17 protein-coding genes and 5 tRNA genes are annotated in these 26,285 nt (G+C 73.3%); 10 read left to right on the forward strand and 12 right to left on the reverse strand.

Annotated elements, in window-relative coordinates:
• Window positions 1-28: 28 nt before the first annotated feature.
• Window positions 29-2,932, reverse strand: coding sequence for a M36 family metallopeptidase (locus ACLQ20_RS26905; protein ID WP_425857998.1), 2,904 nt, complete (start codon window positions 2,930-2,932; stop codon window positions 29-31).
• 290 nt (window positions 2,933-3,222) lie between these two features.
• On the opposite strand from ACLQ20_RS26905, the gene ACLQ20_RS26910 reads away from it, so the two are divergent.
• Window positions 3,223-4,401 (forward strand): alkane 1-monooxygenase, encoded by a 1,179-nt coding sequence (locus ACLQ20_RS26910; protein WP_327030932.1) that lies wholly within the window; start codon window positions 3,223-3,225, stop codon window positions 4,399-4,401.
• Between the two features lie 58 nt (window positions 4,402-4,459).
• On the opposite strand, the gene ACLQ20_RS26915 is transcribed toward ACLQ20_RS26910, so the two are convergent.
• Complete coding sequence (locus ACLQ20_RS26915) at window positions 4,460-5,035, reverse strand: TIGR03086 family metal-binding protein (protein WP_425857999.1); 576 nt, start codon at window positions 5,033-5,035, stop codon at window positions 4,460-4,462.
• Between the two features lie 181 nt (window positions 5,036-5,216).
• On the reverse strand, window positions 5,217-5,819 hold the full coding sequence (locus ACLQ20_RS26920; RefSeq protein WP_151455794.1) for a TetR/AcrR family transcriptional regulator: 603 nt from the start codon (window positions 5,817-5,819) through the stop codon (window positions 5,217-5,219).
• Between the two features lie 306 nt (window positions 5,820-6,125).
• Here ACLQ20_RS26920 and ACLQ20_RS26925 point away from each other — a divergent pair.
• The 3 genes from ACLQ20_RS26925 (at window position 6,126) to ACLQ20_RS26935 (ending at window position 6,391) form a co-directional block, all read left to right on the forward strand.
• Window positions 6,126-6,198: transfer RNA gene (locus tag ACLQ20_RS26925), tRNA-Gly, on the forward strand.
• Between the two features lie 34 nt (window positions 6,199-6,232).
• A tRNA-Cys gene (locus ACLQ20_RS26930) sits at window positions 6,233-6,303 on the forward strand.
• 13 nt (window positions 6,304-6,316) lie between these two features.
• Window positions 6,317-6,391, forward strand: a tRNA-Val gene (locus ACLQ20_RS26935).
• A gap of 622 nt (window positions 6,392-7,013) precedes the next feature.
• Here ACLQ20_RS26935 and ACLQ20_RS26940 read toward each other — a convergent pair.
• On the reverse strand, window positions 7,014-7,253 hold the full coding sequence (locus tag ACLQ20_RS26940) for a DUF6458 family protein (protein ID WP_091620076.1): 240 nt from the start codon (window positions 7,251-7,253) through the stop codon (window positions 7,014-7,016).
• A 163-nt stretch (window positions 7,254-7,416) separates the two neighbouring features.
• Between ACLQ20_RS26940 and ACLQ20_RS26945 the strand changes: the two genes are divergently transcribed.
• Together ACLQ20_RS26945 and ACLQ20_RS26950 are read left to right on the forward strand one after the other, a co-directional pair.
• Window positions 7,417-7,489, forward strand: a tRNA-Gly gene (locus ACLQ20_RS26945).
• Between the two features lie 49 nt (window positions 7,490-7,538).
• A tRNA-Val gene (locus tag ACLQ20_RS26950) sits at window positions 7,539-7,613 on the forward strand.
• A gap of 87 nt (window positions 7,614-7,700) precedes the next feature.
• Here ACLQ20_RS26950 and ACLQ20_RS26955 read toward each other — a convergent pair.
• Complete coding sequence (locus ACLQ20_RS26955) at window positions 7,701-11,267, reverse strand: AAA domain-containing protein (RefSeq protein ID WP_425858000.1); 3,567 nt, start codon at window positions 11,265-11,267, stop codon at window positions 7,701-7,703.
• The gene (locus ACLQ20_RS26960) at window positions 11,267-11,641 is read right to left on the reverse strand and encodes a hypothetical protein (protein ID WP_151455796.1); all 375 of its coding nucleotides are present in this window, start codon (window positions 11,639-11,641) and stop codon (window positions 11,267-11,269) included. Before ACLQ20_RS26960 ends, ACLQ20_RS26955 begins: the two co-directional genes overlap by 1 nt.
• Before the next feature lie 226 nt (window positions 11,642-11,867).
• On the opposite strand from ACLQ20_RS26960, the gene ACLQ20_RS26965 reads away from it, so the two are divergent.
• The gene (locus ACLQ20_RS26965) at window positions 11,868-12,869 is read left to right on the forward strand and encodes an NAD-dependent epimerase/dehydratase family protein (protein ID WP_358116817.1); all 1,002 of its coding nucleotides are present in this window, start codon (window positions 11,868-11,870) and stop codon (window positions 12,867-12,869) included.
• A gap of 187 nt (window positions 12,870-13,056) precedes the next feature.
• On the forward strand, window positions 13,057-14,004 hold the full coding sequence (locus ACLQ20_RS26970; protein WP_358116814.1) for a DUF6528 family protein: 948 nt from the start codon (window positions 13,057-13,059) through the stop codon (window positions 14,002-14,004).
• Window positions 14,005-14,334: 330 nt separating this feature from the next.
• On the opposite strand, the gene ACLQ20_RS26975 is transcribed toward ACLQ20_RS26970, so the two are convergent.
• Window positions 14,335-15,309 carry an Acg family FMN-binding oxidoreductase gene (locus ACLQ20_RS26975; RefSeq protein ID WP_425858001.1) on the reverse strand — a complete coding sequence of 325 codons (975 nt, stop codon included), beginning with the start codon at window positions 15,307-15,309 and terminating at the stop codon, window positions 14,335-14,337.
• A 232-nt stretch (window positions 15,310-15,541) separates the two neighbouring features.
• On the opposite strand from ACLQ20_RS26975, the gene ACLQ20_RS26980 reads away from it, so the two are divergent.
• A complete protein-coding gene (locus ACLQ20_RS26980) occupies window positions 15,542-16,180 on the forward strand; it encodes a response regulator (RefSeq protein ID WP_132233210.1) in 639 nt (212 codons plus the stop codon).
• 39 nt (window positions 16,181-16,219) lie between these two features.
• Here ACLQ20_RS26980 and ACLQ20_RS26985 read toward each other — a convergent pair whose 3' ends face one another.
• A complete protein-coding gene (locus ACLQ20_RS26985; RefSeq protein ID WP_225852405.1) occupies window positions 16,220-17,851 on the reverse strand; it encodes a sensor histidine kinase in 1,632 nt (543 codons plus the stop codon).
• Window positions 17,852-17,993: 142 nt separating this feature from the next.
• Window positions 17,994-19,004, reverse strand: a complete 1,011-nt coding sequence (locus ACLQ20_RS26990; RefSeq protein WP_358116811.1) for an Acg family FMN-binding oxidoreductase — start codon at window positions 19,002-19,004, stop codon at window positions 17,994-17,996.
• A 190-nt stretch (window positions 19,005-19,194) separates the two neighbouring features.
• Between ACLQ20_RS26990 and ACLQ20_RS26995 the strand changes: the two genes are divergently transcribed.
• On the forward strand, window positions 19,195-21,537 hold the full coding sequence (locus ACLQ20_RS26995; RefSeq protein WP_425858002.1) for a heavy metal translocating P-type ATPase: 2,343 nt from the start codon (window positions 19,195-19,197) through the stop codon (window positions 21,535-21,537).
• A 17-nt stretch (window positions 21,538-21,554) separates the two neighbouring features.
• On the opposite strand, the gene ACLQ20_RS27000 is transcribed toward ACLQ20_RS26995, so the two are convergent.
• The 3 genes from ACLQ20_RS27000 to ACLQ20_RS27010 form a co-directional block, all read right to left on the reverse strand.
• A complete protein-coding gene (locus ACLQ20_RS27000) occupies window positions 21,555-22,427 on the reverse strand; it encodes a universal stress protein (RefSeq protein ID WP_151456548.1) in 873 nt (290 codons plus the stop codon).
• Window positions 22,428-22,593: 166 nt separating this feature from the next.
• Complete coding sequence (locus ACLQ20_RS27005; protein ID WP_425858003.1) at window positions 22,594-24,996, reverse strand: phosphoketolase family protein; 2,403 nt, start codon at window positions 24,994-24,996, stop codon at window positions 22,594-22,596.
• Window positions 24,997-25,092: 96 nt separating this feature from the next.
• Window positions 25,093-25,950, reverse strand: coding sequence for a universal stress protein (locus ACLQ20_RS27010; RefSeq protein WP_425858004.1), 858 nt, complete (start codon window positions 25,948-25,950; stop codon window positions 25,093-25,095).
• Window positions 25,951-26,285 lie beyond the last annotated feature (335 nt).

Genomic DNA, 26,285 nt, shown 5'->3' on the forward strand with positions numbered 1-26,285 from the left:
CGGCACGCCGACCGGCCCCGACGGGCGGTCACTTCGAGAACGCCTGGAACTCGGCGATGCGCACCTGCGTACGGGCCGGGCTGGCCGTCGCGCAGTCGGTGGTGGTCGCCGGGTCGTCGTCCTGCTCACCGGCGTAGGCCGGGCCGCCGGTGCACTGGCTGGCGAGCACCTCCAACCGCAGGTGCGTGGCCAGCGTGGTCGGCACCGCGAACTCGCGCAGGTTGATGTCCGGCACGTACGCCCGGTACGCCCCGCCCGGGAACGCGTCGGGCGCGCTGGTGTGGATCCGCCGCCAGTTCGCCGGATCCGCGCAGTCGGTCGTCTTCGCGTTGCACGCCGACACCGCGAACGAGCGCAGCGCGCTGAGCGCGTTCTGGCCGCCCGCGTCGGCGTCGCCGGCGATCGCCGGGCGCAGCATGGCGCTGACGTTCACCCGCTTCACGACCTGCGGCGCGTCCCCGGGCAGCGCCACGGTCACCTGCCGCCCGGCGACCCCGTCCAGGGAGGCCCAGTTGGTGGCCTCGGTGTCGTCGGCGATGCGGTCCAGGTTGACCCCGTCGCCGGTGACCGTCGCGCCGGACGCCGTGGACGCCAGGTTCCGGCTCATCCGCAGGTCGACGTACCCCTCCTTGCCGGCCTTGGCGACCACGGTCAGCCGCTGGTGGCCGAAGCCGGGCGCGACGGCGAGCAGCTGGTATGTGCCGGGCACCAGCTCGACGGTGTCCGGCAGGGCGGTGGCCGGGTCGGTGTCGGCCACGGGCACCGCCCGCGCCTCGTACGCCCCGACGTACACCCGGATCGGCGCGTCGGCGCTGTCGCCCTTCGGCCGCAGGGTGAGCACGGCGTTGTCGGCGCCCGGAGCGGCGAAGCTCGGCGTCGGGTCCGTGTCGGCGGCGCCGTTGGTGGCGGCGTCGCGGCCCATCCCGGAGCGGGCGAACTCCGCCCAGAGCAGGTCCTGGTTGGCGCCGCCGAAGCGCAGCAGGTCGGCGGTGAGCATGTTGTCCCGCATGTCGAGCATGTTCACCTGGCTGGCGGCCTGGAGCAGGAACGAGTCGAAGACCAGCTGCGACCAGCGCCGGTTGCCCGGGCACTGCTCCACCGCCACCTTGCCGCGCGCGCAGTCGAGCTGCCGCTGCGGGGTGCCGACGCCGTAGCGCTTCATCATCGCGGCGCGCACCCGGAAGTTGGTGGCGCTCCAGATCTCGCCGTCGGCGTGCACGGCGGGACCGCCGGTGTTGTAGCCGACGTCGGAGTAGTTCAGCGGGCTGCGGCTGAAGTCGTGGTTGCGGATGCCGCTGACCAGGTTGCCGGTGACGTAGCCGCCGGTGACGTAGGGCGTCTCGCCGGGGGCGCGCAGCCCGTGCTGGAACAGGTACTCGGCGGCGAGCAGGTCGCTCCACGACTCGCCCATCGAGCCGCCCTGGTGCCCGCTGATGCCGCTGTCCGGGCCGGCGATCATGCGGTTGGTGATGGCGTGGGTGTACTCGTGCCCGATCACCGTCATGTCGTAGTCGCCGTCCACGCAGGGCGGGTACGGCCCGCCGGCCTGCGGCTGCCACAGGTACATGTTGGTGGTCGGCGGCAGGCCGTCACGCGGCGTGCCCTGGTTGGCGTTGTTCCGGTTGCCGCTGAGCGCACCCTGCTGGGCGCGGCCCTGCTCGGCGTCGCCGCCCAGGCCCTGCGGGGTCAGGTTCACCGCCTGGAGGTTCCAGGTGGCCTCGGTGAAGCCGAGGTGCCAGGCCCAGTCGTGCATCCGGTTGTGCATGGCGAACAGGTTGGCGATCGCGGCGTCGCCGTCGTTGCGCTGCGCCGAGGTGAACACCTCCGGGTTGCAGCGGGCCTGGTGCCACTGGTCGGTGAACGGGTACTCGTAGCGGCGCTCCGGGCTGGGCGTGGCCGGTACGGCCGGCGTGCCGCCGCCCCAGGACAGCACGGTGTTGGCGGAGTTGCCGCGGGCGGTGCCGGTCGGCGTGCCGGTGGCCGCGTCGACGTCCCACGGCTGGCCGGTCGCCGGATCGCGGAAGGCCGCCTGGCAGCCCGGCGCGGGGTCGCCGCACCAGCGCACCCGGGGATCCTGCCCGGGGCCGAGGTCGCGCGGCGGGGTGGCCGGGAAGACCGCCCAGCTCGGGTTGTCCGAGTCGAAGTCGACGAGGTCCTCGCGGACCAGCACCTGCCCGGTGATCCCGTCGACGTAGGTGGTGAACGCCGCCGGGTGGTCGGTGTCGGCGCCGATCAGGGTCACCTCGTAGGCGGCGCGGGGCCCGTCGAGCGGGGTGGGCACGGCGACGGCGCGGACGCTGTGGCTGCGTACCGCCTCGGCGGTCAGGCCGGCGTCGGCGCGCGCCGCCGCGTACGCCTGCTCGTCGGTGAGGGTGGCCGGCGCCGGCGCGTCGGTGTCCCGGGACAGCGAGGAGCTGACCGCGAGGACCTTGCCGCTGGCGACCGCGACGGTGACCAGGCCGTCGTGCCCGGCCGGCAGGTCGCCGAAGCGCTGCCGGAGGGTGACGACCGCGCCGGCGCCGACCGGGCGGACCAGCACCCGGTCCATCGCGTCGACCGCCGCGGCGTCCAGCCCGAAGAGGTCCTGGTGCCCGGTGAGGTACGCGCGGGCGGCCGCCTCCGGCTCGGCGGGCAGGCCGGTGGCGAGGGGCGCGCTGCCGGGGCCGAGCGCGTGCGGGGTGCCGAGCCGGTTCCAGCGGGCGTCCGGGTCGGCCCTGCGCGCCAGGCCCCGCTGCCGCGCGTCGGGGGCGGCGGTACCGGGGCGGTTGTCGACGTCGGCGTGCTGGTGCTGCCCCTCGGCGAACGGGCCGGAGCGCCGCTCGGCGGAGGCGCCGCCGGCGGGGGCGGCTGCGGTGGGTCCGGTGGGCAGCAGCGCGGCCGCCACCGCGGTCGCCGCCAGGACGGGGATGAGTCGGCGTCGACGCCGACTCATCCAGGGTGTCCACTCCGGTTGTGCCACGGGACCTCCTCGTGGGAGCGGGGTGGCCGGCCCTCCGCCGGCCCGCGCAGCGCGGTTACGCATGCGCATCTGTGGATATCAGCCTGCCTGGGTGGGGACAAGGGCCGCGCCTACTCAAGGCGGCCCGGCGCGTCGCGGGAGCCCTCGCGGATGCCGGAGCGGCGCGCCCCTCCCCGCGCTGGGTTCGACAAAAACAGTCCCTTGTACACAGACGTGACGGCTGTCACAGTCGAGGGAGGACCGCGACAGAGCGGAGGCCGGCCATGGCCCTCGACCCCACAGCGCCCGCCAACGCCGCCGGCTGGCGGGACACCCGCCGGCCCTGGTGGCCGCTGGCGCTGCTCGTCCCGACGCTGCCGTTCGTCGGCTGGGCGACCTGGCGGGCCACCGGCGACGCCTGGGCCTGGTGGCTCACCCCCGCCGCCGTGTTCGTCCTGATCCCGGTGGTCGACCTGCTGGTCGGCGAGGACCGGCGCAACCCGCCCGACGAGGCGGTGGCCCGGCTGGCCGCCGACGGTTACTACCGCTGGTTGACCTACCTCTACCTGCCCGCCCAGTACGCCGGCCTGGTGCTCTGCTGCGCGGTCTGGGCCCGGGGCGACCTGACGGTGGCCGGGGCGGCCGGCCTGGTCGCCACGATGGGTGTGGTCGACGGCATCGCCATCAACACCGCCCACGAGCTGGGCCACAAGCGGGAGACGGTGGAGCGCTGGCTGTCCAAGGTGGCCCTCGCGCCGGCCGCGTACGGGCACTTCCACGTCGAGCACAACCGGGGCCACCACACCCGCGTCGCCACACCGGAGGACCCGGCCAGCGCCCGGCTGGGGGAGAGCTTCTGGGCGTTCTGGCCGCGTACCGTCTCAGGCAGCCTGCGCTCGGCGTGGCGGCTGGAGGCCGCCCGGTTCCGCCTGCGGGGCCGCAGCCCGTGGACGTGGCGCAACGACGTGCTGAACGCGTTCGCGATGACCCTCGCGCTCTACGCGGCGCTGACCGTCGCCCTCGGCCCGCGCGTACTGCCGTTCCTGGCGCTCCAGGCGGTGGTCGGGTTCTCCCTGCTCGAGGTGGTCAACTACCTGGAGCACTACGGGCTCGCGCGGCAGCGCACCCCCGCCGGGCGCTACGAGAAGGTCGACCCCCGGCACAGCTGGAACAGCGACCGCAGCGTGACCAACATCTTCCTCTTCCAGCTCCAGCGGCACAGCGACCACCACGCCAACCCGCTGCGCCGCTACCAGACGCTGCGCACCTTCGAGTCCTCCCCGCAGCTGCCCGCCGGCTACGCCACGATGGTGCTGGCCGCGCTGGCGCCGCCGGTGTGGCGCCGGCTGATGGACCACCGGGTGCTCGCCCACTACGGCGGGGACCTGACGCTGGCCAACGTCCACCCGCCGGCCCTGCGCCGGCTGCAGAAGCGCCGTCGACGTGGCCCGGCGGCCGCCTGACGACCGGGATTCGCGTCCCGGCCCGCTGCGCAACTCACGCCTCGTCCGGTCGGGTCCCTCACGGTGCCCAGTCGGGGTCGCGGCCGAAGGCGGCGACGAGGCGGTCCTGCTCGTCCGCCCGCGCCGGCACGTCGACCTCCGGCCGGACCAGTCGGCCCCGCTGGTAGTCGCCGATCCGCTGAGCGAACCACTGCGCGCACGCGGCGACCGCGTCGGCGTCCAGCCGGGGGTCCGCGCCGATCGCCACGGCGAGGTCCCAGCCGTGGATCAGGTGCTCCGCGGTCAGTTGGTGCAGGTACTCGTCGGCGGGGGTCTCGCCGGAGGAGAGCCCGACGGTGCGCTCCAACGCCCCCGGGTGGGTGAAGGCCAGCTCGGCCTGCCCCGCCGCCTCCCGGGCCGTGCCGGCCGGGTCCGGGCCGAGCACGTCGCCGTCGTAGCGGTCGCCGACCTGCTCGATCGTCCGCCCCGCGAGCAGCGCGACGCTCCACCGGTCCTCGCCCACCACGTGGTTGACCAGCGTCCGGACGTCCCAGTCGGGGCACGGGGTCGGGTCCGACCACTGGTCGGGGCCGACCTGCGCCACCCGGTCGGTGAACTCGGCCAGGCTGCGGCGGTACGTCTCCAGCGGGTCCATGCCGACGATTGTTCCGGCTGCCTCGGGGAGCCGAGCCGTTTTGCCGGCTTCGCGGGCGGACGGAGCGCGTTCGCGCCCGGCCGGTCCCGGTCGAGACCCCGGCCGCCGACGCGTCCACCACGGCGCTCACCCCGCACCCCGCTGCACGAGGCGGTCCTGGACGCGCTGGGGCGGCGCCGGCTCAGTCCAGCTGCGCCGGGTCCAGCCCCAGCTCGCGGGCGGTGAGCAGGCGCACCCACTCGGTGAACTGCCGGCGGGAGATCACCCGGTCGTGCACCGCGAGCTGCACCGCCAGCCCGTCCACCACCGCGCTGATCCGCCACGCCGCCCCGGACGGGTCGGCGCACTCGAAGGTGCCGTCGCGGACCCCGTCCGAGATGACCGTCGCCAGGTCCTCGCGCCAGCGCAGGTCGAGCCGGCGGGAGACCTTCTCCAACTCCGGGGTACGCAGCGACTCCGCCCAGCCGTCGATCCACATGGCCCAGGAGGTCGCCCGGCCCGCCGGCGTGTAGAGCCGGACGATCCGGCGGAGCTTGGTCAGGGGCGGGGCGCTGGAACGCATCACCGCGTCCAGGCGGGCCAGATCCTGCTCCACCGCGTACGCGAACGCCTGCGCGAGCAGCCGGTCCTTCGTGGCGAAGTGGTAGAAGACCAGCGCCTGGCTCACCCCGGCGGCCTGTGCCACGTCGGCCGTGCGGGTGTTGGCCAGACCGCGTTCCACGATCACGTCACAGGCCGTGCGCAGCAGGGCATCCAGGCGGATCTCCGCCGCACGTCTCGTCACGCCGTTACCGTAGCCCATCCAATCGAACACGGGCAGTTACGGATCACGGTCCGTTCTGCCCGCCAGAGTCGGAATCCAGACAGTTTCCGGGGCGGATCCCGGCCGCAGGCCGCCATGGGCTGCGGACGGCCGGACGAGTCCGGCCCATCCTCCTAGGAAGCCTAGGTGGGGGGCGGGACGTCACCCTTCCGCCGCAGGTGCATGGCGGGCCAGTCCCACCCGACTCGCCGGGAGCCACCCCGATTTGGCAACCGCTCGCCCGCTCGGCTAAAGTTCTCACCCGTCACCGGTTAACGCCGGAGACGTGCGGACGTAGCGCAGCTGGTAGCGCATCACCTTGCCAAGGTGAGGGTCGCGGGTTCGAATCCCGTCGTCCGCTCGGAGCTGCCGCCACGCATGACGGGGGCAACCTCGGTGGGGTGGCCGAGAGGCGAGGCAACGGCCTGCAAAGCCGTGTACGCGGGTTCAAATCCCGTCCCCACCTCGGTAACAAACGAGGGCGATTGGCGCAGTGGGAGCGCGCTTCCTTGACACGGAAGAGGTCACTGGTTCAAACCCAGTATCGCCCACCAACACGAAGGCCCGTCACCGAATGGTGACGGGCCTTCGTCGGTTCCCACCTGGGCCGAGCTGTCATGACTGCGACCAACGCCGACGGCCATGGCGGGGTGGGCCCGCGGCCACCGGCGGCGGACCGGCGGGTCAGTTCGCCGGGGACGGGCGGTGCCTCGTGGCCCTGGCTTGAGAGTGAACCCGGGTGAGTCGGGTGAGCCAGGTCCTCGGGTCACCGGTGGCCGGGCGATGCCTCGTCAGTGTGCCTGTCGAGGTGAGTCGTCTACGACATCATCGCCCGGGCGATCACGGCGGCGAGCAGGGTCCATGCGCACCACCTGCGACATCACCGCCGGCGCTGGCAGGCGACGGCTTCGGTTCGGAGGCAGGGGCGGCTCGCGGAGGTGACCCGTCGCGGTTGAGTCGTCTGTGACATCAGTTCGACAGCGTCGATACGGCGGCATCATCGGCGCTCGCCGTGCCCGCCGCTTGCCGTGCCCGCCGTCCGCCGTTCGTCTGTCGGGCGCCGGGGCTGGTCGTATGGCCGGCGGACGCGACGTGCCGGCCACCCTGCTCCGGGTGACCGGCACGTCGGCGGTGCGTTGCGCGACCGTTCAGCTCCGGCGGCCGCGTGGACCGGCGTCAGAGCGGCGGGGCGACGTCCCGGCGCTCCTCGACCCGCCGGTACTCGACCGGCTCGGTCGTGCTGACCACCTGGCGGCGACGTCCCCAGATGAGCGTGGTCATGATGAGGCCGAGCACGCCGGCGGCCATCAGGATCCACCCGACGACGTCGAGGTTGATGCCACCGAGGCTCGCGTCGAGCGCGAAGGTGAGGATCGCGCCGAGCGCGATCAGGAAGATGCTGGTGCCGATACCCACGACAGCCTCCTTGGTCAGGGGATGTGGTGTGCTGTCGATGGCCCCAGTACCCCGTGGTTTACCAGCGCAATCATCGCCCGGTCCGGCCGTCGGCGGGGCGGAGTGTCAGGCGATCTTGGCGTCGGGTAGAGTTTCCCCCGTCGCCGACGAACACCGGCGGCACGCGGACGTAGCGCAGCTGGTAGCGCATCACCTTGCCAAGGTGAGGGTCGCGGGTTCGAATCCCGTCGTCCGCTCGCGATCCGCCCCTTGTGATCCGGCCTGCCGGATCGGGCGGTCACCCCCGGGCGATTGGCGCAGTGGGAGCGCGCTTCCTTGACACGGAAGAGGTCACTGGTTCAAACCCAGTATCGCCCACCAGCTTGTCTTCCCTGCTGAACGGCGATGGCGCGGAAATCTGTACCGGCGTATCCGGGTGCCCTGCCTGGCGGCGAAGTGGAACGGTGATCAGGCGTCGTCCTTGCGCGTGCCTCCCTCGACTGCGTCGCGCAGTTCCTGCACCACCCGTTCCGGTTCGGCGAGACAGCGCCAGGCCGGTACCCGCCTGACCTCCGCGGCCGCGGCAATGATGTCGAGCCTGCTCAGGATCCGCCGTAGCGGCTTTCCGTCCGGATCGCCCTCGGGATCGTCGACCAGCACCGCCAGGCTCTTGTCGCGAAGGCTGAGCGTGAGGTCGACCGGGTAACCCGGCAGTGGCGTACCCCAACGCACCGTCAGCCCGGCGTCACGTAGGCCGGCGATCAGTTGGTCGACCGGTCGCGCGTCGACGCCGGCGCCCGTGGCCGCCGGCGCGGGCGGGCTGGCGAGATCGGCCAGCAGTCCGCGTTGCCCGGACCACCACGAACGGTCGCCCACGACGATCAGCTGGGACCTGGCGCGGGTGATCGCCACGTTCCACAGGTTCGTCTGCTCGACGAGCCAGCCACGGGTGCGCTCGCTGATGCCGTGCGCGCCGACGGGCGAGACGACCATGATGTCCTTCTCGCTGCCCTGAAACTTGTGGATGGTCGCGCACCGCAGGTCGTCGGCGAGGCCGGCGTCCCGGAGCGCCCGGTCCAGGATCCGCTGCTGCTCGGCCAGTGGCGTCACCACGCCGATCGGGACGCCTGGGTACTCCTTGCGCAGCCGCTGGACCTCGCCCACCACCGCGTCAACCTCGTCGGCGTTGCGGCCGGAACCTGTGGCGCCTCGGGTGAAGCGGCCGGACACGTCCACCCAGCGGGTGGCGGACTCGGCCGGTGCGGCCAGCCGAGCCGGGTCGGTGAGAACCGTCAGCCGGTTCTGGTAGACGACCCGGTTCGGTGCGTCGATGATCTCCGGGTGGCAGCGGTAGTGCTCGTCGAGCAGGATGGTGCTTCCCGCCGCGGTCGCGAAGGCTTCGTACGCCGAGTGGTTCCGGTGGGTGAGCCGCCGGCTGGTCAGCCACTCGTGTCCGAGCCCGGCGCGGGCCTGCTCGCCCCGGTCGTCTGTGTCGGAGAGCTCGACGACCGGTGTGAGCTGCCGCGGGTCGCCGATGATCAGGGCGCGTTTCGCCCGGTAGAGCATCGGCAGGACGGCAGCGACGGTGCACTGGGCGGCTTCGTCGATGATCACCAGGTCGAACAGCCCTGCTCTGGGCAGCAGCCGGCGGGCCGACATCGCGGTGACCGCCCAGCCCGGTAGCGCGGCGAGAAGCTCGCTCATGTAGGCCCAGCTTCTTGCTTCCGGCTTGGCCATCTCGTCGGCGCGGTTGCGGAGCAGGGTCGTGTTGCCGGCCACCCGGGCGGCGATCTGCGCACGCAGTAGCTGGTCGCTGTGCTCGGGTCTGGTGTCGTGTTGCAGAGTCCGTAGCCGCTTCCAGACTTCTTCGGCGGTGCCCGGCCGGGACTGGAGTCGTTGGCGTCGCTCGCGCCAGCACTGCTCGATGACCGCCTGTTCACCGAGGGCGGTGATCGCATCCCGGCCGAACACGCCTCGGGACCGCAGTCGCCTGCGATACCACCACCCGAACCATCGACTTGTCAGTGCTCGATCGGTGCGGTCGACCAGCTTGGCCAGGAAGGCGTCGTCGGCGTCGGCGAGTGAGCGGTCCCGTTCGAAGGCGAGGTCGGCGAGATCCCGTTCAAGCCGGCGACGCTCGTCGAGATCCTCGCGTAACCGCTTGATCTCCTGCGCCACGAGTCGTAACTCGTTGAACGGCCCGTCGGCCTCCGGCACCGGCGGTGGCCATGCCTGCATCACCTCGGCGAGGTACTGCGGCTCCTGCTGCCGGTACTCCTTGTTCCCGGTACGCAGCACCAGTCCCGGGCCGACCATGCCGGTGACCCGCTCGACGACCTCATCGACAGCCCGGTTGTTGGTCGAGCCGATCAGCACGCTCTGCCCGGCGGCCGTGGCGGTCGCCAGCAATGCGGTCACCAGTTGGCTCTTGCCGGTGCCGGGTGGCCCCTGCGCGACAGTCAGGGGTCGGCTCATGGCCGCCCGGATGATGTCCTCCTGAGTCTCGTTGACCGAACTCAACGCCACCGTCAGGACGTCGGCATCCTGCGCATCCGTCCCGGCCACGACATCGCTCGACAACGTACCGAGTGCGGTCGATGCGATCTTCCCCGCGTTCTTGACGATGTCCTGCAGGTCCTCGATCAGCTGTCGCTCGGGGGACTCCGCGCTGCCCGCGGCGAACAGCATTCCGGCGTTCTGCACCCGATTGACGGGCCCGCGGTTGACCATCCCGACCAGATTCTCCGGGTCGAGGGCGGACACCGGCTTCAGCCCGAACGTGTTCGCCACCAGATCGGCTACCTCGGCGAGGGACTTGTGCTCGCCGGGGACGAGTCGTTCGGCCACTGCCTGCCGCAGTTCGTCCGCCTCGACCGCAGCCAGCTGGAAATGGTCGATCAGGGCTGGACTGGGCTGCGGCGGCGCCGGGTGCGCCAACCCGTCGTCTCCCACGGTCAGGTCCGAGACGAGCAGGGGTGCCAGTCGTACCTGCTGGGTGCCCTTCTGCGGCAACGCCACGATCGGGTAGCCGTACTGCAGGGAGCGGCCACCAGCCTCGGCCAACCCGGCCAGCCGCTGGCCGCGCTCCTTGAGTGGCACCGGCTCGGTGGCCGAGAGCATGACCTCCCGGCCTGCGGGCGCAGCGAGGTAAGAGTCCTTGTTCGCCGGGTTGACGAAGAACTGCAGGACGGCGGAGCGTTGCAGGCAGGCGACGTGGTAGTTGAGCAGACGACGCCACCGCTCGGCGTCGAAGGGTGCGTCGTCCGGCTCGTCTCTCCGTACGCCCGGGCTCCGCTGTGGCCGTTCGTCCGACCCCGCGACCAGCGGGATCGGGTCGGTGACACCTTCGCTCGACTCGACCGGCTTCTCCTCCCGGCGACGCGACATCTCGGTCATCGCGTACCGGGAGAGGTCGCTCGCGGTGAGCCAGCCGTCCTCCGCGGTCGCCCGAGCCGCACCGCGGAGACCGGTGAGCAGGACCTCGGTGAAGACCGAGGGCCGGTCCGGGCCCTGCGCCTTCGACGCCTTCAGATGGCTGCTCGACTGGAGCATGAACGTGCCACGCTCGCGCTTGAGACGCCGGGGCTCCTGCCGTACGCCGCCGCTGAACCGGTGCCGGGCGGTGAACGAGCCCGAGAAGCAGCAGTCCAGCAGGACCACCTTCTGGCTGGCCTTGGTGTGGTTGAGCATGTGCCGGAGGACGCCCTCGACATCGAACGCCGTGGTGTGCAGGAGAGTTGTCTCGGTGTCGATGGTGCCGAAGAAGAGGGACTGCCGGTCGTCGTGCTGGATGCCGTGGCCGGAGTAGTAGAAGAGAGCGAGATCACCGGTGCGCCGAGCGCCGTAGAACTCCTCGACGACCTGCTTCATGCGCGCTGCGGGCAGGTCGACGTGGGCGTCGACGCTGTCGAAGTCGCCGTCGCTGTCCAGCACGGTCCTCAACTGTTCGACGTCCTGCCGGACGCCGGGCAGCGCGGTGAGCTTCGAGGCGGCGTCATAGGTCGCCGTGCCGAGCACCAGGGCATGCCGACCCATCAGCGGGAATGCTCGATCGCGTCACGGACGAGGTCGATCAGCTGGGTGGTCTCCGCCTTGGTCGCCTGGTCGATGGTCAGCTCGACGGCACCGATCCTCAGGTGTGCCCGGCGACCCTGGTTGCGGTTGAGGAAGCCCACCACCAGGTCCACGAGTGCCTGCGCGTAGCCAGGGTCGGCGCCGGCGACCACGGCCACGGTGGCCAGCACCACCTCACCGACGCCCTTGCTGTCAGGATCGGCGGGCGACTCGAGCCGCCGCACCTCGCCGATGTCGCCCAGGTCCTCCACGAGCTCGTCAGTCAGCTGGTCGAGGACGAAATCGTCGTCCTCCGGCAGCGGCGTGAAACTGACCTCAACGACGACCTCGGACACCCGTGCCTCCCCCAGACCCAATCCGAAAGCACCCGGAACGCTACGGAATGACGGCGCGGCGAGGGAGGACGTGTCGGGTTCCCGACGGGACGCCGTGGGCGGTCCTGCCCTGTCGTCCGCCGTCCACTTCGGATCGGTGTTGTCCGGCCGGGGTTCTGCCGTGGGCAGATCCGCTGACCGTGAACACGGGACCGGGGCGCTGCCCGGAACGGGCACAGTGGAGCGCATGAGGCTGCTGGTGCTGGGCGGAACGGGATTCGTGGGCGGCGCGACGGTCGCCGAGGGCGTACGGCGGGGTTGGGCGGTGACCGTGTTCAACCGGGGGCTGCACGGCGCGACGCCGGAGGGCGTACACCGGTTGCGGGGTGACCGGACCGCGCCCGGCGGCCTGGCGGCGCTCGCGGACGGCGAGTGGGACCTGGTGGTCGACACCTGGGACGGCGCGCCCCGCGCGGCGCGCGACGCCGCCCGCGCGCTGGTCGACCGGGTCGGCCGGTACGTCTACGTCTCCAGCGGCTCCGTCTACGCGCGGCCCGTCGCAACCGGGGTGGGCGAGGACGCTCCGGTGGTGGACGCGGAGCCGGACGCCGACGAGGGCGGCTACCCGGCCAACAAGGCCGGCGCCGAGCGGGCTGTGCGGGAGACGTTCGGCGAGCGGGCGCTGATCGCCCGGGCCGGGTTGATCCTCGGGCCGGGGGAGGACATCGGCCGGCTGCCCTGGTGGCTGACGCGCATCGCGCGGGGCGGGGACGTGCTGGCGCCGGGCCCGGTCGACCTGCCGGTGCAGTACGTCGACGTGCGGGACCTGGCGGGCTGGATGCTGGACCTGGGCGCGGCGGGCCCGGGCGGGACGTTCAACGCGGTGAGCCGCCCCGGGCACGCGACGATGGGGGAGCTGCTCGACGCCTGCGTCGCGGCCACCGGCGCCGACGCCCGGCTGCGCTGGACCGACCCGGGGCCGATTCTGGCCGCCGGCGTGGAGCCGTGGAACGACCTGCCGATCTGGGTCCCGGCCGGGCACGAGTACCGCTGGGTGCAGGAGCGCGGCGTCGAGCGCGCGTACGCGGCCGGGCTGACCTGCCGCCCGGTGGCCGAGACGGTCGCCGACACCTGGGCTTGGCTGCGGGAGGTGGGCACTGTCCCGCCTCGGGCGGGCCGACCGCAGCGCGCCCCCGTCGGGCTCGACCCCGACCGGGAGGCGGCGCTGCTCTCTGCGGCGGACTGCTGAAGCGGCCTCAACACGGGAGGAAAGCCCGGTCCGCCAACGCCCGTCGCCCATCCGACGCAACCACTGCCAGCTCGTTACCGAACGCATATCTTCGAACACCATGAGTCGTTGGGTGCGGGCCGGTATTCCGTCGGCCGCACCCGTCAACGCCCCCCGACGGGCTCGTCAAAGGGAAGGGTGCATGGCGATGATGCGATCTACAGACAGGACGCGACGGCGGTGGCGCGCGATCGGCGCAACCCTCGGCGCGGCGACGGTGGGCATGGCGGGAGTGCTGGTCGCGCCGACCGGCGCACAGGCTGCCAGCGACCGGGTCGCGGTGGTCGACCAGCGGTACGGGGTCAGGATCTTCAGCGCCGGCGTCAGTCGGTGGACGGCGGGTTCGGCCCAGTGGTCGTGGAAGCGACCCGCCGGTAGCGGCTGGAAGAACCTTTCCGACGTCAAGTTCCGCAAGCAGGGCTCGCGGTACGTGGTCCTGGTGGCCGCTTCGGGCGGCCGGGCCGGGATCGTCGACTACGCCACCCGCAAGGTGCGCTACCAGGTCACGCCGGGCGGCAACCCGCACGCCATCGAGTTGCTGCCCAACGGCGCTGTCGTGGTCGCCTCCTCCGACCCCGGCAAGCTCACCCTCTACGGCAAGGGCCGGACCAGCCCGGCCGCCACGAAGGCGTTCGCCAAGGCCCACGCCGTCTACTGGGACAGCGCCATCAAGCGCCTCTGGGCCGCCGGCGGCACCCGGCTGTGCAGCTACAAGGTGAGCGGCGCGGCCACCGCTCCCAAACTCACCAACGCCGCCTGCCGGAAGGTCACCGGGAACGTGCATGACCTGTCACCGGTCTACGGCACCTCCGCCAACCTGTGGATGAGCAACACCAGCCACGTCTACCGGTACGACATCAACCGCAACCGATTCCAACGGGCACCCGGGTACATCGACACAAGCAAGATTAAGAGTGTCGGTAACCACTCAGGCGGACTGGTCGTCACCACCAAGGTCAGCGGCGCGAACGGCGACGGCACCTACGGTAACGGCAACGTCTGGCTGTATCGGCTGAACGGTTCCTACGTCGGCAACCGCTACCTCTCCGGGGCGGCGATCTACAAGGCCCGGCCGGTGGTCTGGAGCTACCGGTAGTCACGCCCCCGGGGCTGGTGGCGGGTGCGCCCGCCTCCGGCCCCGGTGTGCCCCCTTACAGATCAACTGCCTCCCGGCGCGGGCAGTACTGCGCCTCCGGTCGTTCGGTCATGCGCGGCATGCTCGCAGGCGGGCGTTACCGAATCCGCGCGGCCCTGCCCGTTCCGCGTCCCGAATGCCAGCGGCCGGATGGAGCCACTGACGTTGCGGCAGACCCGGTCGACCACCGCACATGCCAGCTTGAACAGGCGTCTTCAAGCCCTGTCGGTCAGCCCGGCGGGGACCGGCGCACAAGCGTGCTGTCGAGCCGGAGTCTGGCACCGTGTTTGTTCAGACTTGGGAAACAGGCAGGTCGAGCACCTCGTTCACGTCGCGGCGTGGGGTCGGCCAGCCCGGCTGGCCGTAGCCGACGCGCAGCACCATCTGCGGCGTGCCGAAGCGCCCCAGCGACAGCCGCAGCTGCTCGCGCGCCGACGGCACCTCGATCGGCTGGGACAGCATCGACGCCGCCAGCCCCGAGTCCGTAGCGGTCAGCAGTACCCGCTGCAACGCCTGCCCGGCGACGACCTGGTCGACGGCCGTGTTGCCGGGCGAGCCGAGCACCGCCACCAGCGGCTCGGGTTCGAAGTCCCGCCCGGGCGCCCGGTCGAGGCCGCCGAAGCCCCGCGACGGCAGCAGGTCCTGCGGCTCACCCTGCGGACCGCCGGACGCGGCCGGGATGCCGTCCGGGGCGGGCGCGGAGCGTACCCACTCCTGGCGTTCGGCCCGGTACTGGGGGCTCCGCTCCAGCACCCGGTGGGAGCTGCGGGCGAGTTCGCCGAACGCGTTCACCGCGCTGACGCCGACCACCAGTTCCAGCCAGCACTGCTCGGCGCGGGCCGCCTCGGCGAGGCGCCAGCGGGCGTCGGCGGGCACCGGGTCGGGCCAGAACGGCGCGCGGTTGCTGAACCGGCGGGAGATGGCGGCGTGCAGGGCCTGCTCGGCGGGGGTGGGGCGGCGCGGCACGTCCGGCACCAGCCGGGCCACCACGTCCGGCTCGGCCGGGTAGGGGCGCAGCCGCACCGTCGCCGGGGTGCCGGCAACGGCCAGGGCGAGCCGTAGGTTGAACAGCGCCGCCCCGCAGGCGATCCGCACGCCCCAGCCGGTGGGGTCGGTGGCCGGCAGCCGCCGGTCCGGGTCGACCAGCACCTCGATGCCGCCGTCGCGCAGCCGGAACCGCCACGGCTGGGTGTTGTGCAGCGACGGGGCGCGTACGGCGTCGGTGGCGGCGGCCCGTAGCTGCTCGACGGTGAAGCGGGTGTCCATGGTCGTGCTCCTTCCGTGGCAGATCGTGCGCCGGCGGGTGGTACGTCTCCACGGTGCGTCACCGGGGCGTGGCCCGGGCAGGGCCGGACGTCCCGTCCCGCCGGGCCCGACCGGCCCCGCCGCACGTGCGGGACTTCGGCCCCGACCTGCACTGCCGCCGGCCGGGGACCTGTTGCCGGTTCGGGACCTTCGGCCCGTGCGGGAAGCGGTGGGAAGCGGGTAGAAACGAGGGATGATCCGCGTGTTCCTGCTCGACGACCACGAGGTCGTCCGCCGTGGCCTGGCCGACCTGCTGGAAAGCAGCGGGGACATCGAGGTGGTCGGCGAGTCCGGCCTCGCCCAGGAGGCGGCCCGGCGTATCCCGGCGCTGCGGCCGGACGTGGCGATCCTCGACGCGCGGCTGCCCGACGGCAACGGCATCGACGTGTGCCGGGACGTCCGGGCCGTGGACTCCTCGATCAAGGGCCTGATCCTCACCTCGTACGAGGACGACGAGGCGCTCTTCGCGGCGATCATGGCCGGCGCGTCCGGCTACGTGCTGAAGCAGATCCGCGGCACCGACCTGGTCGACGCGGTGCGGCGGGTGGCGGCCGGGCAGTCGCTGCTCGACCCGGCGATCACCACCCGGGTGCTGGAGCGCATCCGCAGCGGCGTCGAGCAGCCGCGCGAGCTGAAGTCGCTCACCGAGCAGGAGCGGCGGATCCTGGAGTACGTGGCCGAGGGCCTCACCAACCGGGAGATCGCCGGGAAGATGTTCCTGGCCGAGAAGACCGTGAAGAACTACGTCTCGAGCGTGCTGGCCAAGCTGGGCCTGGAGCGCCGCACCCAGGCGGCCGTCCTCGCCACCCGCCTCCTCGGCAAGTCCCACTGACGCCTGCGGGCCAGCCGCCCAGCGGCACCGCCTGCGGACTCAGTCGCGCAGCGGCACCGACCAGCACACCTCGGTGCCCCGGGGCACCGCCCGGCGTACCACGAACTCGCCGTCGTGGCGCTCGGCGCGCTCGCGCAGGTTGACCAGGCCGCCCCGCGCGGCGGCCGGGTCGCAGCCCACCCCGTCGTCGGTGACGGTCACGGTCACCCGGCCTGCGTCGACCCGCACCGCCACGGTCACGCGGTCGGCCTGCGCGTGCCGTACGGCGTTGGAGAGCGCCTCCCGCAGCACGGCGGTGAGGTCGGGGCGGACCGCGTCGGGGACGGCGCTGTCGATCGGCCCGCTCAGCTCAAGGCGGGGCCGGTGGCCCAGCGACTCGGCGGCCACCTCGATCGCCTCCCGGATCTCGGTGCGCAGCGCCGCGCTCATCGGGGTGCGCAGCTCGAAGATGGTGCGGCGGATGTCCTTGATCGTGGCGTCCAGGTCGTCGACCGCCGCGTTGATCCGCCGGGCGACCTCCGGCTTCGTCGTCATCGGGGCGGCGCTCTGCAACTGCAGGCCGGTGGCGAAGAGGCGCTGGATGACGACGTCGTGCAGGTCGCGGGCGATGCGCTCGCGGTCCTCCAGGACCACCAGCAGCTCCCGTTCCTCCTGCCCGCGGGCCCGCTCCAGGGCCAGCGCGGCCTGCCCGGCGAAGCTGCCCAGCAGGGCCATGTCGTCGTCGTTGGCGACGGGCGCCCGGTCGGGCCGGTGCGCGATCACCAGCACCCCGTGCAGGGTGTCGGCGGTGGCCAGCGGCGCGATCATCGCCGGGCCGGTGCGCAGCAGCGCCGGCCAGGGCGCGGCGTGGGCCAGGTCCGCCACCTGGTCGTGCCGGCCCTCGATGACGGCGGCGGCGAAACTCGTCTCGGCCGCCGGCAGCGCGGTGCCGACCAGGGCCCCGGCCTGCTCGTCGGCCCCGTCGACCACCTCGACGGTGAACTTCTCGCCGTCGGGGTCGTAGAGCAGCACGAGGGCGACCTCCGCCTCGGCGACCTCGCGGGCGCGCCGCGCCACCAGCGTCAACGCGTCGGTACGGCGCACCTCGCCCAGCAGCACGGTGGTGATCTCGGCGGTCGCCGCGAGCCAGCGTTCCCGGCGGTGGGCCAGCGCGTAGAGGCGGGCGTTCTCGATCGCCACGCCGGCGGCGGCGGCGAGCGCGACGACGATCTCCTCGTCGTCCTCGGTGAACTGCGTGCCGCCCTGCTTCTCGGCCAGGTAGAGGTTGCCGAAGACATGGTCGCGGATGCGCACGGGAACGCCGAGGAAGCTGTGCATCGGCGGGTGGTGCGGCGGGAACCCGTAGGACTTCGGGTGCCGGGTGATGTCGGGCATCCGCAGCGGGCGGGGGTCGTCGATGAGCAGGCCGAGCACGCCCCGCCCGTGGGGCAGGTCACCGATCCTGGCGTGCAGCTCCGCGTCGATGCCGTAGGTGATGAAGTCGTGCAGCAGGCGGTCGTGGCCGATCACACCGAGCGCGCCGTAGCGGGCGCCGACCAGCTCGCAGGCCGACTCCACGATCCGTTGCAGGGTGCTGCGCAGGTCCAGGTCGGTGCCGATGCCGACCACCGCGTCGAGCAGGGCGCGCAGCCGCTCCCGGCTGGTCACCACCTCGCCGACCCGGTCCAGCATCTCCTGGAGCAGCTCGTCGAGCCGTACCCGGGACAGCGGGCTGAGCCCCAGCGAGGGGGTCACGTGCGGTTCGGGGCGGGGACTCGGTTCGCTGGCGGCCACCGGGCGATGGTAGCCGCCCGGTGGCCGTGGTCCTGCCGCCCTACGCGTCGGGGGAGCGGACCGCCGAGGTGTCGACCACCTGCGCGGCCTCCATGCGCGGGGTGTGCGGCGGGCCCGCGTGCGCCGGGTCCGCGAGCCCCAGCCGGATCACGAGGTACGGGTAGCCGAGGCCGGCCAGCAGCCCGCGCAGCGTCTGCCGGGTGCCCGCGACCTCCACGACCCCGCTCAGCGGCACCACGGAGATCCCGAGCCGGGTGGCGGTCAGCCAGGCGGCCGAAAGCGCCTCGCCGGCGCGCAGCCAGCTGTCCGGCTCGTCCTCGTCGCCGTAGAGCAGCCCGTACACGGCGGCCCGGTCGTGCCCGGGACCGACCGGCAGGGTGCCGGGGCGGCCGAAGTCGCGCGCCGGCACGGTGGTCTGCGGCGCCTCCGCGGGCAGCACCTCCGGCGGCAGGCCGGTGCCGGTGCCGGCCCGGCTGGTCCAGTACTCCAACTCCTCGCGCAGCTGCGAATCCTCCGCCTCGACCGAGGCGGCGCGGCTGGCGACCGCGGCCAGCTCCAGGACGTTGTCGCGGTCGAGGAACTGGAGCTGGCAGCCCTCGGCGGCGACCGCCGAGGCGATCTCCCCGAGAGCGGCGGTCGGCACCGGCTCCTCGCTGACCGGGCGCCGGTCGGTGTGCCGCACCTGCATGCACTGCACCAGGCGCATGGCCTCCGGGTCGGCCTCCGCGCGGGCCATTCCGGTCAGCCGGGCCAGCAGGTCCTCGTCGGCCGGGTCGGGCATCCGCTCCACGACGGCGGTCCAGCCCTCCGCGGTCAGCGCGACCCGCGCGTGGTGCAGCGCCGCCCCGCAGCTGTACGCCAGCAGGCGGCCCTCCGGGTCGGTCGCCGTCAGCTTCGGATCGCGGACCACCCGCAGCTCCAGCGCGTCCGGCAGCACCCGCCACCGCCACGGTTGGCTGTTGTGCACCGACGGGGCGTGCCCGGCCGTCGCGGCGGCCTCCGCGAGTGCGGTGGTCAGCGGACGCTCCGCCGCCGGTGTCTCGTGGCTCATGGTCACGACCTTTCCGTTTCTCCCCATCGTGCCCCAGCCCGACGGTGCCCCGGGCGGGGTTGCCGCTCCATCCTGCGCCATCCCCTGTGCCGACGCACGGTACGCAGGTCCCCGCGTGGCAGGGCAGCTAGCCCCTGCCGGTTCGCGCGGATGCCCTCCCGGGCGCGGTGGGCGCTGAGACGATCCGCAGGTGGGAACGGAACCGCGGGAGTGCGTGCCGGAGCAGCCGGTACGGCGGGACCGCTCGCGCCTGCTGCTCTGGGCGCCCCTGGCCGGGGTGACGGTGCTGGTGCTGGCCGGGGCGGTGCTGTGGCTCGCCGGCCGCCGGGGCGCGGCCGAGGTGGTGTGGGCGTCCGCCACCGTGGCCGCCCTGCTGCCCGCCGCCTGGTCGGTGCTGCGGCAGCTGTGGCGCCGGCAGTTCGGGGTGGACGTGATCGCCGTGCTGGCCCTGGTCGGCGCGTTGGTGGTGCGGGAGTACCTGGCCGGGGCGGTGATCGCGGTGATGCTGGCCACGGGACGGGCGCTGGAGGCGTACGCCCAGGGGCGGGCGACCCGGGACCTGCGGTCGCTGCTCGCCCGCGCCCCCCGCACCGCCCGGCGGCGCGGCCCGGGCGGCAGCGTCGAGGAGGTGCCGCTGGACCGGGTTACAGCGGGGGACCGGCTGCTGGTCGGGCCGGGCGACGTGGTGCCGGTCGACGGGCAGGTCGACGAGCCGGTGACCCTCGACGAGTCGGTGGTGACGGGCGAGTCGCGGCTGGTGCGGCGCGCGGCCGGCGAGCAGGTCGCCAGCGGCGTGGTCAACGCCGGCGCCGGCTTCGGCATGCGCGCGACACGCGACGCGGCGGGAAGCACGTACGCGGGGATCGTCCGGCTCGCCGAGGAGGCGACCGCCCACAAGGCGCCGATGGTGCGCCTCGCCGACCGGTACGCCGCCGCGTTCGTGCCGTTCACCCTGGTCCTGGCGGGGCTGGGCTGGCTGCTCTCCGGGGAGTTCGTCCGGGCGGTGGCCGTGCTGGTGGTCGCCACCCCGTGCCCGCTGCTGCTGGCCACCCCCATCGCGATCGTGTCCGGGCTGTCGCGTACCGCCCGGCGCGGGGTGCTGGTCCGCGACGGCGGTTCGCTGGAGCTGCTCGGCCGGGCCCGTACCCTGCTGGTCGACAAGACCGGCACGCTGACGGCCGGCCGTCCCCGCGCCGCCGAGGTCGTGGCCGCCCCCGGCGGCGACCGCGACGACGTGCTGCGCCTCGCCGCCTCGGTCGAGCAGCTCTCCCCGCACGTGCTGGCCCGCGCGCTGGTGGCGCAGGCGCGCGAGCGGGGCCTGTCGCTGACCGAGCCGGCGGGGGTGACCGAGGAACCGGGCCGGGGCGTACGCGGGTCGGTCGACGGGCGGCAGGTGCGGGTCGGCCAGCTCGACGGTGACCTGCCCGACTGGGCGGGGAGCGCCCGGTCCCGGGCCGAGCTGGCCGGCCGCTCGGTGGTCTGGGTCAGCGGCGAGCGGGACCCGCTCGGGGCGATCCTGCTGGAGGACCCGGTACGCCCCGACGCGCGCCGCACCGTGCGCCGGCTGCGCGAGGCGGGGTTGCGGCGCATCGTGATGGTCACCGGGGACCGGCCCGACGTCGCCGCCCAGGTGGCGGGGGTGGTGGGCGTGGACGACGTGGTGGCCAGGTGCGCGCCCGCGGAGAAGGCGACCCGCGTACGCGAGGAGGCGCGCCAGGCCGTCACCGTGATGGTCGGCGACGGGGTGAACGACGCCCCCGCCCTCGCCGAGGCGCACGTCGGCGTGGCCATGGGCGCCACCGGGGCGACCGCCTCGGCCGACGTCGCCGACGCGGTGCTCACCATCGACCGGCTGGACCGGCTCGCCGACGCGGTGGAGATCGCCCGGTACGCCCGCAGGATCGCGGTGCAGAGCGCCAGCGTGGGGATGGGCCTGGCGGTGCTGGCGATGCTGGCCGCGTCCCTGGGCTGGCTTCCGCCGGTCGCCGGGGCGTTCCTCCAGGAGGGCATCGACGTGCTGGTGATCCTCAACGCGCTGCGCGCCCTCGGGGGCGGGCTGCGCCGCCGAGACGTGCCGCCGGGCACCCGGGAGCTGCTCGACCGGTACGCGGCCGAACACGGCGGGATCCGCGACGTGCTCGCCGCGCTGGGGGACACCGCCGACCTGGTCGCCACCGCGCCGGACGCGCCGCAGTGCCTGCCGACGCTGCGCGAGACACACCGCCGGCTGGTCGGCCAGGTGCTGCCGCACGAGGCGGCCGAGGAGCACCAGCTCTATCCGGCGCTGGCCGACCCGCTGGGCAGCGCCGAGGCGACGTCGACGATGAGCCGCGCCCACGTGGAGATCCGGCGGCTGGTGGACCGGATCGGCGCCCACCTCGCGCAGGCCGGCGACGGCCCGCTGCGCCGGGACCAGCTCACCGACCTGCTCGCCGCCCTCTACGGCCTGGCGGCCATCCTGCGGTTGCACCTCGCCCAGGAGGAGGAGGACTACTTCTCGCTCAGCCCGGCGGAACCGGCCGAGAGCCGATGAACGCGCCCGCCGGCCGCTCAGCGTTCCCGGACCACCGCCACCGGGCAGTGCGCGTGCTGGATGAGCTGCTGGCTGACCGAGCCGAGCAGCATCCCCTTCAGGCCGCCCCGGCCCCGGGTGCCCACCACCACCAGGCACGCGTTGCGGCTCGCGTCCACCATCAGGGACGCCGGCCGGTCCTCCGCCACCTCGACGGTCACCGGTACGTCGGGAAACGTCGTGCTCCACCGCGCAACCGACTCGTCCAGCTCGGCCCGGTCGGCCGCCGTGGCCTCCCGCGCATCGGGGCCCGACGGCGGACGCTGGCCGGTGGGCGGTTGCCAGGCCCGCACCACGTGCAGGGGCGCCCGCCGGGCCTCGGCCTGCTCGAACGCGAAGCCCAGCGCCAGCAGCGAAGACTCGGACCCGTCGACGCCGACCGCCACGTGCCCGGTGCGCCCACCGGCGGCCGACTCGCCGCGGATCACCACGACCGGACAGTGCGCGTGGGCGGTGACGGCCACCGCGGTCGAGCCGACGAGCAGCCCACCGAAGCCGCCGTGTCCCCGGGTGCCCAGCACCAGCAGGTCCGCCTGCGCCGAACGTTCCTGAAGCACCAGCGCGGGCGGCCCGTCGAACACCTCACCCGTGACGGTCAGTTCCGGGTGCGCGGCGGACGCGTCCGCCGCCGCCTTGCGAACCAGCTCCTCGACCTGCCGGCGGGCCGTCTCGTCCGGCCAGACGCCGGGAGCGACGCCGGGACCGATCCAGCCGGCCACGGTGAGCCATTCGAAGACGTACGCCAACCGCACCGGCCGTCCGCTGCGGCCGGCCTCCTCCAGCGCCCACTCCAGCGCGGCGGAGGCGTCGGCGGAGCCGTCGTAGCCGACCAGGATCTCGTTGCCGCTCATCGGGTCCACCTCTCGTTCGCGACTGCGGGGGTCACCAGGTGACTCCTCGCGCCCGCTGGTGCCGGCCTTTCGTTCGCGACTGCGGGGCTCGCAAGCTCACTCCTCGCGCCCGCTGGTGCCGGCCTTTCGTTCGCGACTGCGGGGCTCGCAAGCTCACTCCTCGCGCTCACTGGTCCCCCCGGAGTCCCGGGTCCGTCTCGCGGACCCAGCGCCACTCCGCGACCCGGGGGTCGTCCTCGCCGTGTTCGCGGGTGTAGTCCCGGCAGGACTGGCGCGCGTCGACCATCTCCTGCCGTAGGTGGGCGGCCCGGTCGGCCAGCCCCGGCACCCGGTCGATGACGTCGATGACCAGGTGGAAGCGGTCCAGGTCGTTGAGCATCACCATGTCGAACGGCGTGGTGGTGGTGCCCTCCTCCTTGTAGCCGCGTACGTGCAGGTTCTCGTGGTTGGTCCGCCGGTAGGTCAGCCGGTGGATGAGCCACGGATAGCCGTGGTACGCGAAGATGACCTGCCTGTCCCGCGTGAAGATCGTGTCGAACTCCTTGTCCGACAGCCCGTGCGGGTGCTCCGTCGGGGGTTGCAGGCGCATCAGGTCGACCACGTTGACGACCCGTACCTTCAGCTCCGGCAGGTGCCGGTGCAGCAGGTCCGCGGCGGCCAGCGTCTCCAGCGTCGGCACGTCCCCGGCGCAGGCGAGCACCACGTCCGGCTCGCTGCCGGCGTCCGTGCTGGCCCAGTCCCAGATCCCGATGCCGCGCCGGCAGTGCTGCACGGCCTCGTCCATCGACAGCCAGTTCGGGGCGGGCTGCTTGCCGGCCACCACCACGTTGACGTAGTGCCGGCTGCGCAGGCAGTGGTCCATCGTGGAAAGCAGGGTGTTGGCGTCCGGCGGCAGGTAGACGCGTACCACCTCGGCCTTCTTGTTCATCACGTGGTCGATGAAGCCCGGGTCCTGGTGGGAGAAGCCGTTGTGGTCCTGGCGCCACACGTGGCTGGAGAGCAGGTAGTTCAGCGAGGCCACCGGACTGCGCCACGGGATGCCCCGGGTCACCTTCAACCACTTGGCGTGCTGGTTGACCATGGAGTCGACGATGTGGATGAACGCCTCGTAGCTGGTGAAGATGCCGTGCCGGCCGGTCAGCAGGTAGCCCTCCAGCCAGCCCTGGCAGAGATGCTCGGAGAGGACCTCCATCACCCGCCCGTCGGCGGAGAGGTGGTCGTCGCCGGGCACGGTGCCGGCCATCCAGGCCCGGCCGGTGACCTCGAACGCCGCGCCGAGCCGATTCGAGGCCACCTCGTCCGGGCCGAAGAGGCGGAACGTCTGCGGGTTGGCGGTGATCACGTCGCGTACCCACGGGCCGAGGGCCCCGGTCGCGCCGGCCACGGTCTCGCCGGGCCGCTGCACGTCGACGGCGTACTCGCGGAAGTCCGGCAACGCCAGGTCACGCAGCACCGCCCCGCCGTTGGTGACCGGGTTCGCGCTCATCCGCCGCTCGCCCCGGGGCGGCAGCGCGGCCAGCTCGGCGACCGGTGCGCCGGTGGCGTCGAAGAGCTCCTCCGGCCGGTAGCTGCGCAGCCAGCGCTCCAGCGCGGCCAGGTGCTCCGGGTTCTTGCGCACCTCGGACAGCGGCACCTGGTGCGCGCGGTAGGTGCCCTCGACCTGCTTGCCGTCGACGTCCCGCGGACCGGTCCAGCCCTTCGGCGTACGCAGGACGATCATCGGCCAGCGGGGGCGCTCGACGGCGCCGCCCGAGCGGGCCCGCCGCTGGATGGCGGCGATCTCGTCCAGCGCCCGGTCCAGCGTGCCGGCGAGCGCCTGGTGCACCGTCGCCGGTTCGTCGCCGGCGACCACGTACGGCTGGTAGCCGAAGCCGCGCATCATGGCGAGGAGGTCGTCCTCGTCGATCCGGTCCAGCACCGTCGGATTGGCGATCTTGTAGCCATTGAGGTGCAGGATCGGCAGCACCGCGCCGTCGCGGGCCGGGTTGAGGAAGACGTTGGAGAGCCAGCTTCCCGCCAGCGGGCCGGTCTCCGCCTCCCCGTCGCCGATGACACAGGCCACCAGCAGATCCGGGTTGTCGAACGCCGCGCCGTAGGCGTGGCTGAGCGCGTACCCCAGCTCGCCGCCCTCGTGGATCGAACCCGGCACCTCCGCCGCCACATGGCTGGGGATGCCGCCGGGGAACGAGAACTGACGGAACAGACCGGCCATGCCGGCCTCGTCGCGGCCGATGTGGTGGTACAGCTCGCTGTAGGTGCCCTCCAGCCAGGTGTTCGCGACGATCGCCGGTCCGCCGTGACCGGGGCCGGTGACGAACAGGGCGGACAGGTCACGGGCGACGATGACCCGGTTGAGGTGGGCGTAGAGCAGGTTCAGGCCGGGACTGGTGCCCCAGTGGCCGAGCAGGCGCGGCTTGACGTGCTCGGGCGCCAGCGGCTCGCGCAGCAGCGGATTGTCCAGCAGGTAGATCTGCCCGACGGTCAGGTAGTTCGCCGCCCGCCAGTAGGCGTCCAGCCGGCGCAGCTCGTCATCGGTCAGGGGGCTGTGCAGGTCGAGAGCGGTGTCCATACTGCATGAGCCTCTCGCGGGTAGGGGAATCCTGCATCCTCGGAGCGCGGATTCGTCCGGGCCGGCCCCAGCATCGCCGGTCGACGCCGGTGTGGATCAGGGCCGTTGGTCCCGTGGGCGCCGGGCATCGCGCCCGTCCCCCGAAATCCCCGTCAGCCCGCGCACGACGATCACCGGCGCGGGGGAGTGATAGAGCAGCGCCTGACTCACCGCGCCGAGCATGCCCCGCCACGGCTCGTCGCCCCGGGCGGCGACCAGCACCACCTGCGCCGAATGGGACTGCTCCACCAGCACACCGCCGGGATCGCCGCGGATCGTGTGGCACTCCACGGCCACCGACGGAAACCGGCGCGCCGACCGCGCCACCAACCCGACGAGCAACTCGGCGTCCTCCGCGCCCTGCTCCGACTCGACGACGCGGACCGCCGACAGCCGCGCCTTCCGCCGGGCCGCGCACTCGAACGCCCACTCCAACGCGGCCTGCGAGCTGTCGGAGCCGTCCACCCCGACCAGCACCGGCCCCTGCGGGGGCGGCTCCCGGCGGACCACCAGCACCGGGCAGCCGGCGCGGGCGGCGAGCTGCACCGTGGGCGTTTCCACCGACACGCACTCGCCGCTGGTCGCCATGCCGCCGTCCCCGACGGCGAGCAGGAACGCCGTCTCCGACCGGCGGACCAGGGTGTCGACGAGGGCACCTTCGACGATCTCGCCGCCCACCGGCAGCCCCGGCTCGACCTCGGCGACGATCTCCGAGGCCCGGGACATCAGCTCCTCGGCGTCCGCGCGTGGTCCCGCGACCGACGGCGCTTGCAGCGCGGCCGCCCAGTTGAACGCGTGCAGCAGGCACAGCGGGCGGTTGTGCGCGGCGGCCTCCTGCGCGGCCAGCCTGACCACAGGCAGGTTGCGCTCCGTGCCGAGCCCGACCAGCACCGCCGCGTCGGTGGGTGCGGCCATCCGAATCACCTCCGCAGGCGTCGCGCCCGGCCCTCCTGTCGAGGCTAGTCGCGCCGGTACCACGGTGGGGCGGGATCGCGGGCGACGGTGGGCGGGGGTTCGGAGCTGGGGTGTCCGCGGGATCGGGCCCGTGCTCGGGATGTGCGTCGGGTGGGTGTGGTGCGTCCGGTGATTGCGGTGCGTGAGCTGATCTGGGGTGCGTCGGGTGCTGCGGTGCGTCGGGTGGTTGCGGTGCGTGGGCTGATCTGGGGTACGTCGGGGTGGTTGTGGTGCGTCGTGGTGGGGGTGTGGCCCGCCGTGCCCGGCTCCGGGCGGTCAGGCTTGATCCCTGCGCC

Origin of the sequence: Micromonospora sp. DT46 (assembly GCF_049841735.1) — a bacterium.
GTDB classification, from domain to species: Bacteria; Actinomycetota; Actinomycetes; order Mycobacteriales; family Micromonosporaceae; genus Micromonospora; species Micromonospora reichwaldensis.

Bases quoted from the DNA above. Each gene is read 5' to 3' on its own strand.
- ACLQ20_RS27000 (WP_151456548.1), bottom strand. From the start codon at position 22,427: ATGAGCGGCAACGAGATCCTGGTCGGCTACGACGGCTCCGCCGACGCC.
- ACLQ20_RS26910 (WP_327030932.1), top strand. From the start codon at position 3,223: ATGGCCCTCGACCCCACAGCGCCCGCCAACGCCGCCGGCTGGCGGGAC.
- ACLQ20_RS27010 (WP_425858004.1), bottom strand. From the start codon at position 25,950: ATGGCCGCACCCACCGACGCGGCGGTGCTGGTCGGGCTCGGCACGGAG.
- ACLQ20_RS26975 (WP_425858001.1), bottom strand. From the start codon at position 15,309: ATGGACACCCGCTTCACCGTCGAGCAGCTACGGGCCGCCGCCACCGAC.
- ACLQ20_RS26970 (WP_358116814.1), top strand. From the start codon at position 13,057: ATGATGCGATCTACAGACAGGACGCGACGGCGGTGGCGCGCGATCGGC.
- ACLQ20_RS26990 (WP_358116811.1), bottom strand. From the start codon at position 19,004: ATGAGCCACGAGACACCGGCGGCGGAGCGTCCGCTGACCACCGCACTC.
- ACLQ20_RS27005 (WP_425858003.1), bottom strand. From the start codon at position 24,996: ATGGACACCGCTCTCGACCTGCACAGCCCCCTGACCGATGACGAGCTG.
- ACLQ20_RS26955 (WP_425858000.1), bottom strand. From the start codon at position 11,267: ATGGGTCGGCATGCCCTGGTGCTCGGCACGGCGACCTATGACGCCGCC.
- ACLQ20_RS26980 (WP_132233210.1), top strand. From the start codon at position 15,542: ATGATCCGCGTGTTCCTGCTCGACGACCACGAGGTCGTCCGCCGTGGC.
- ACLQ20_RS26905 (WP_425857998.1), bottom strand. From the start codon at position 2,932: ATGAGTCGGCGTCGACGCCGACTCATCCCCGTCCTGGCGGCGACCGCG.
- ACLQ20_RS26965 (WP_358116817.1), top strand. From the start codon at position 11,868: ATGAGGCTGCTGGTGCTGGGCGGAACGGGATTCGTGGGCGGCGCGACG.
- ACLQ20_RS26915 (WP_425857999.1), bottom strand. From the start codon at position 5,035: ATGGACCCGCTGGAGACGTACCGCCGCAGCCTGGCCGAGTTCACCGAC.
- ACLQ20_RS26985 (WP_225852405.1), bottom strand. From the start codon at position 17,851: ATGCTGGACCGGGTCGGCGAGGTGGTGACCAGCCGGGAGCGGCTGCGC.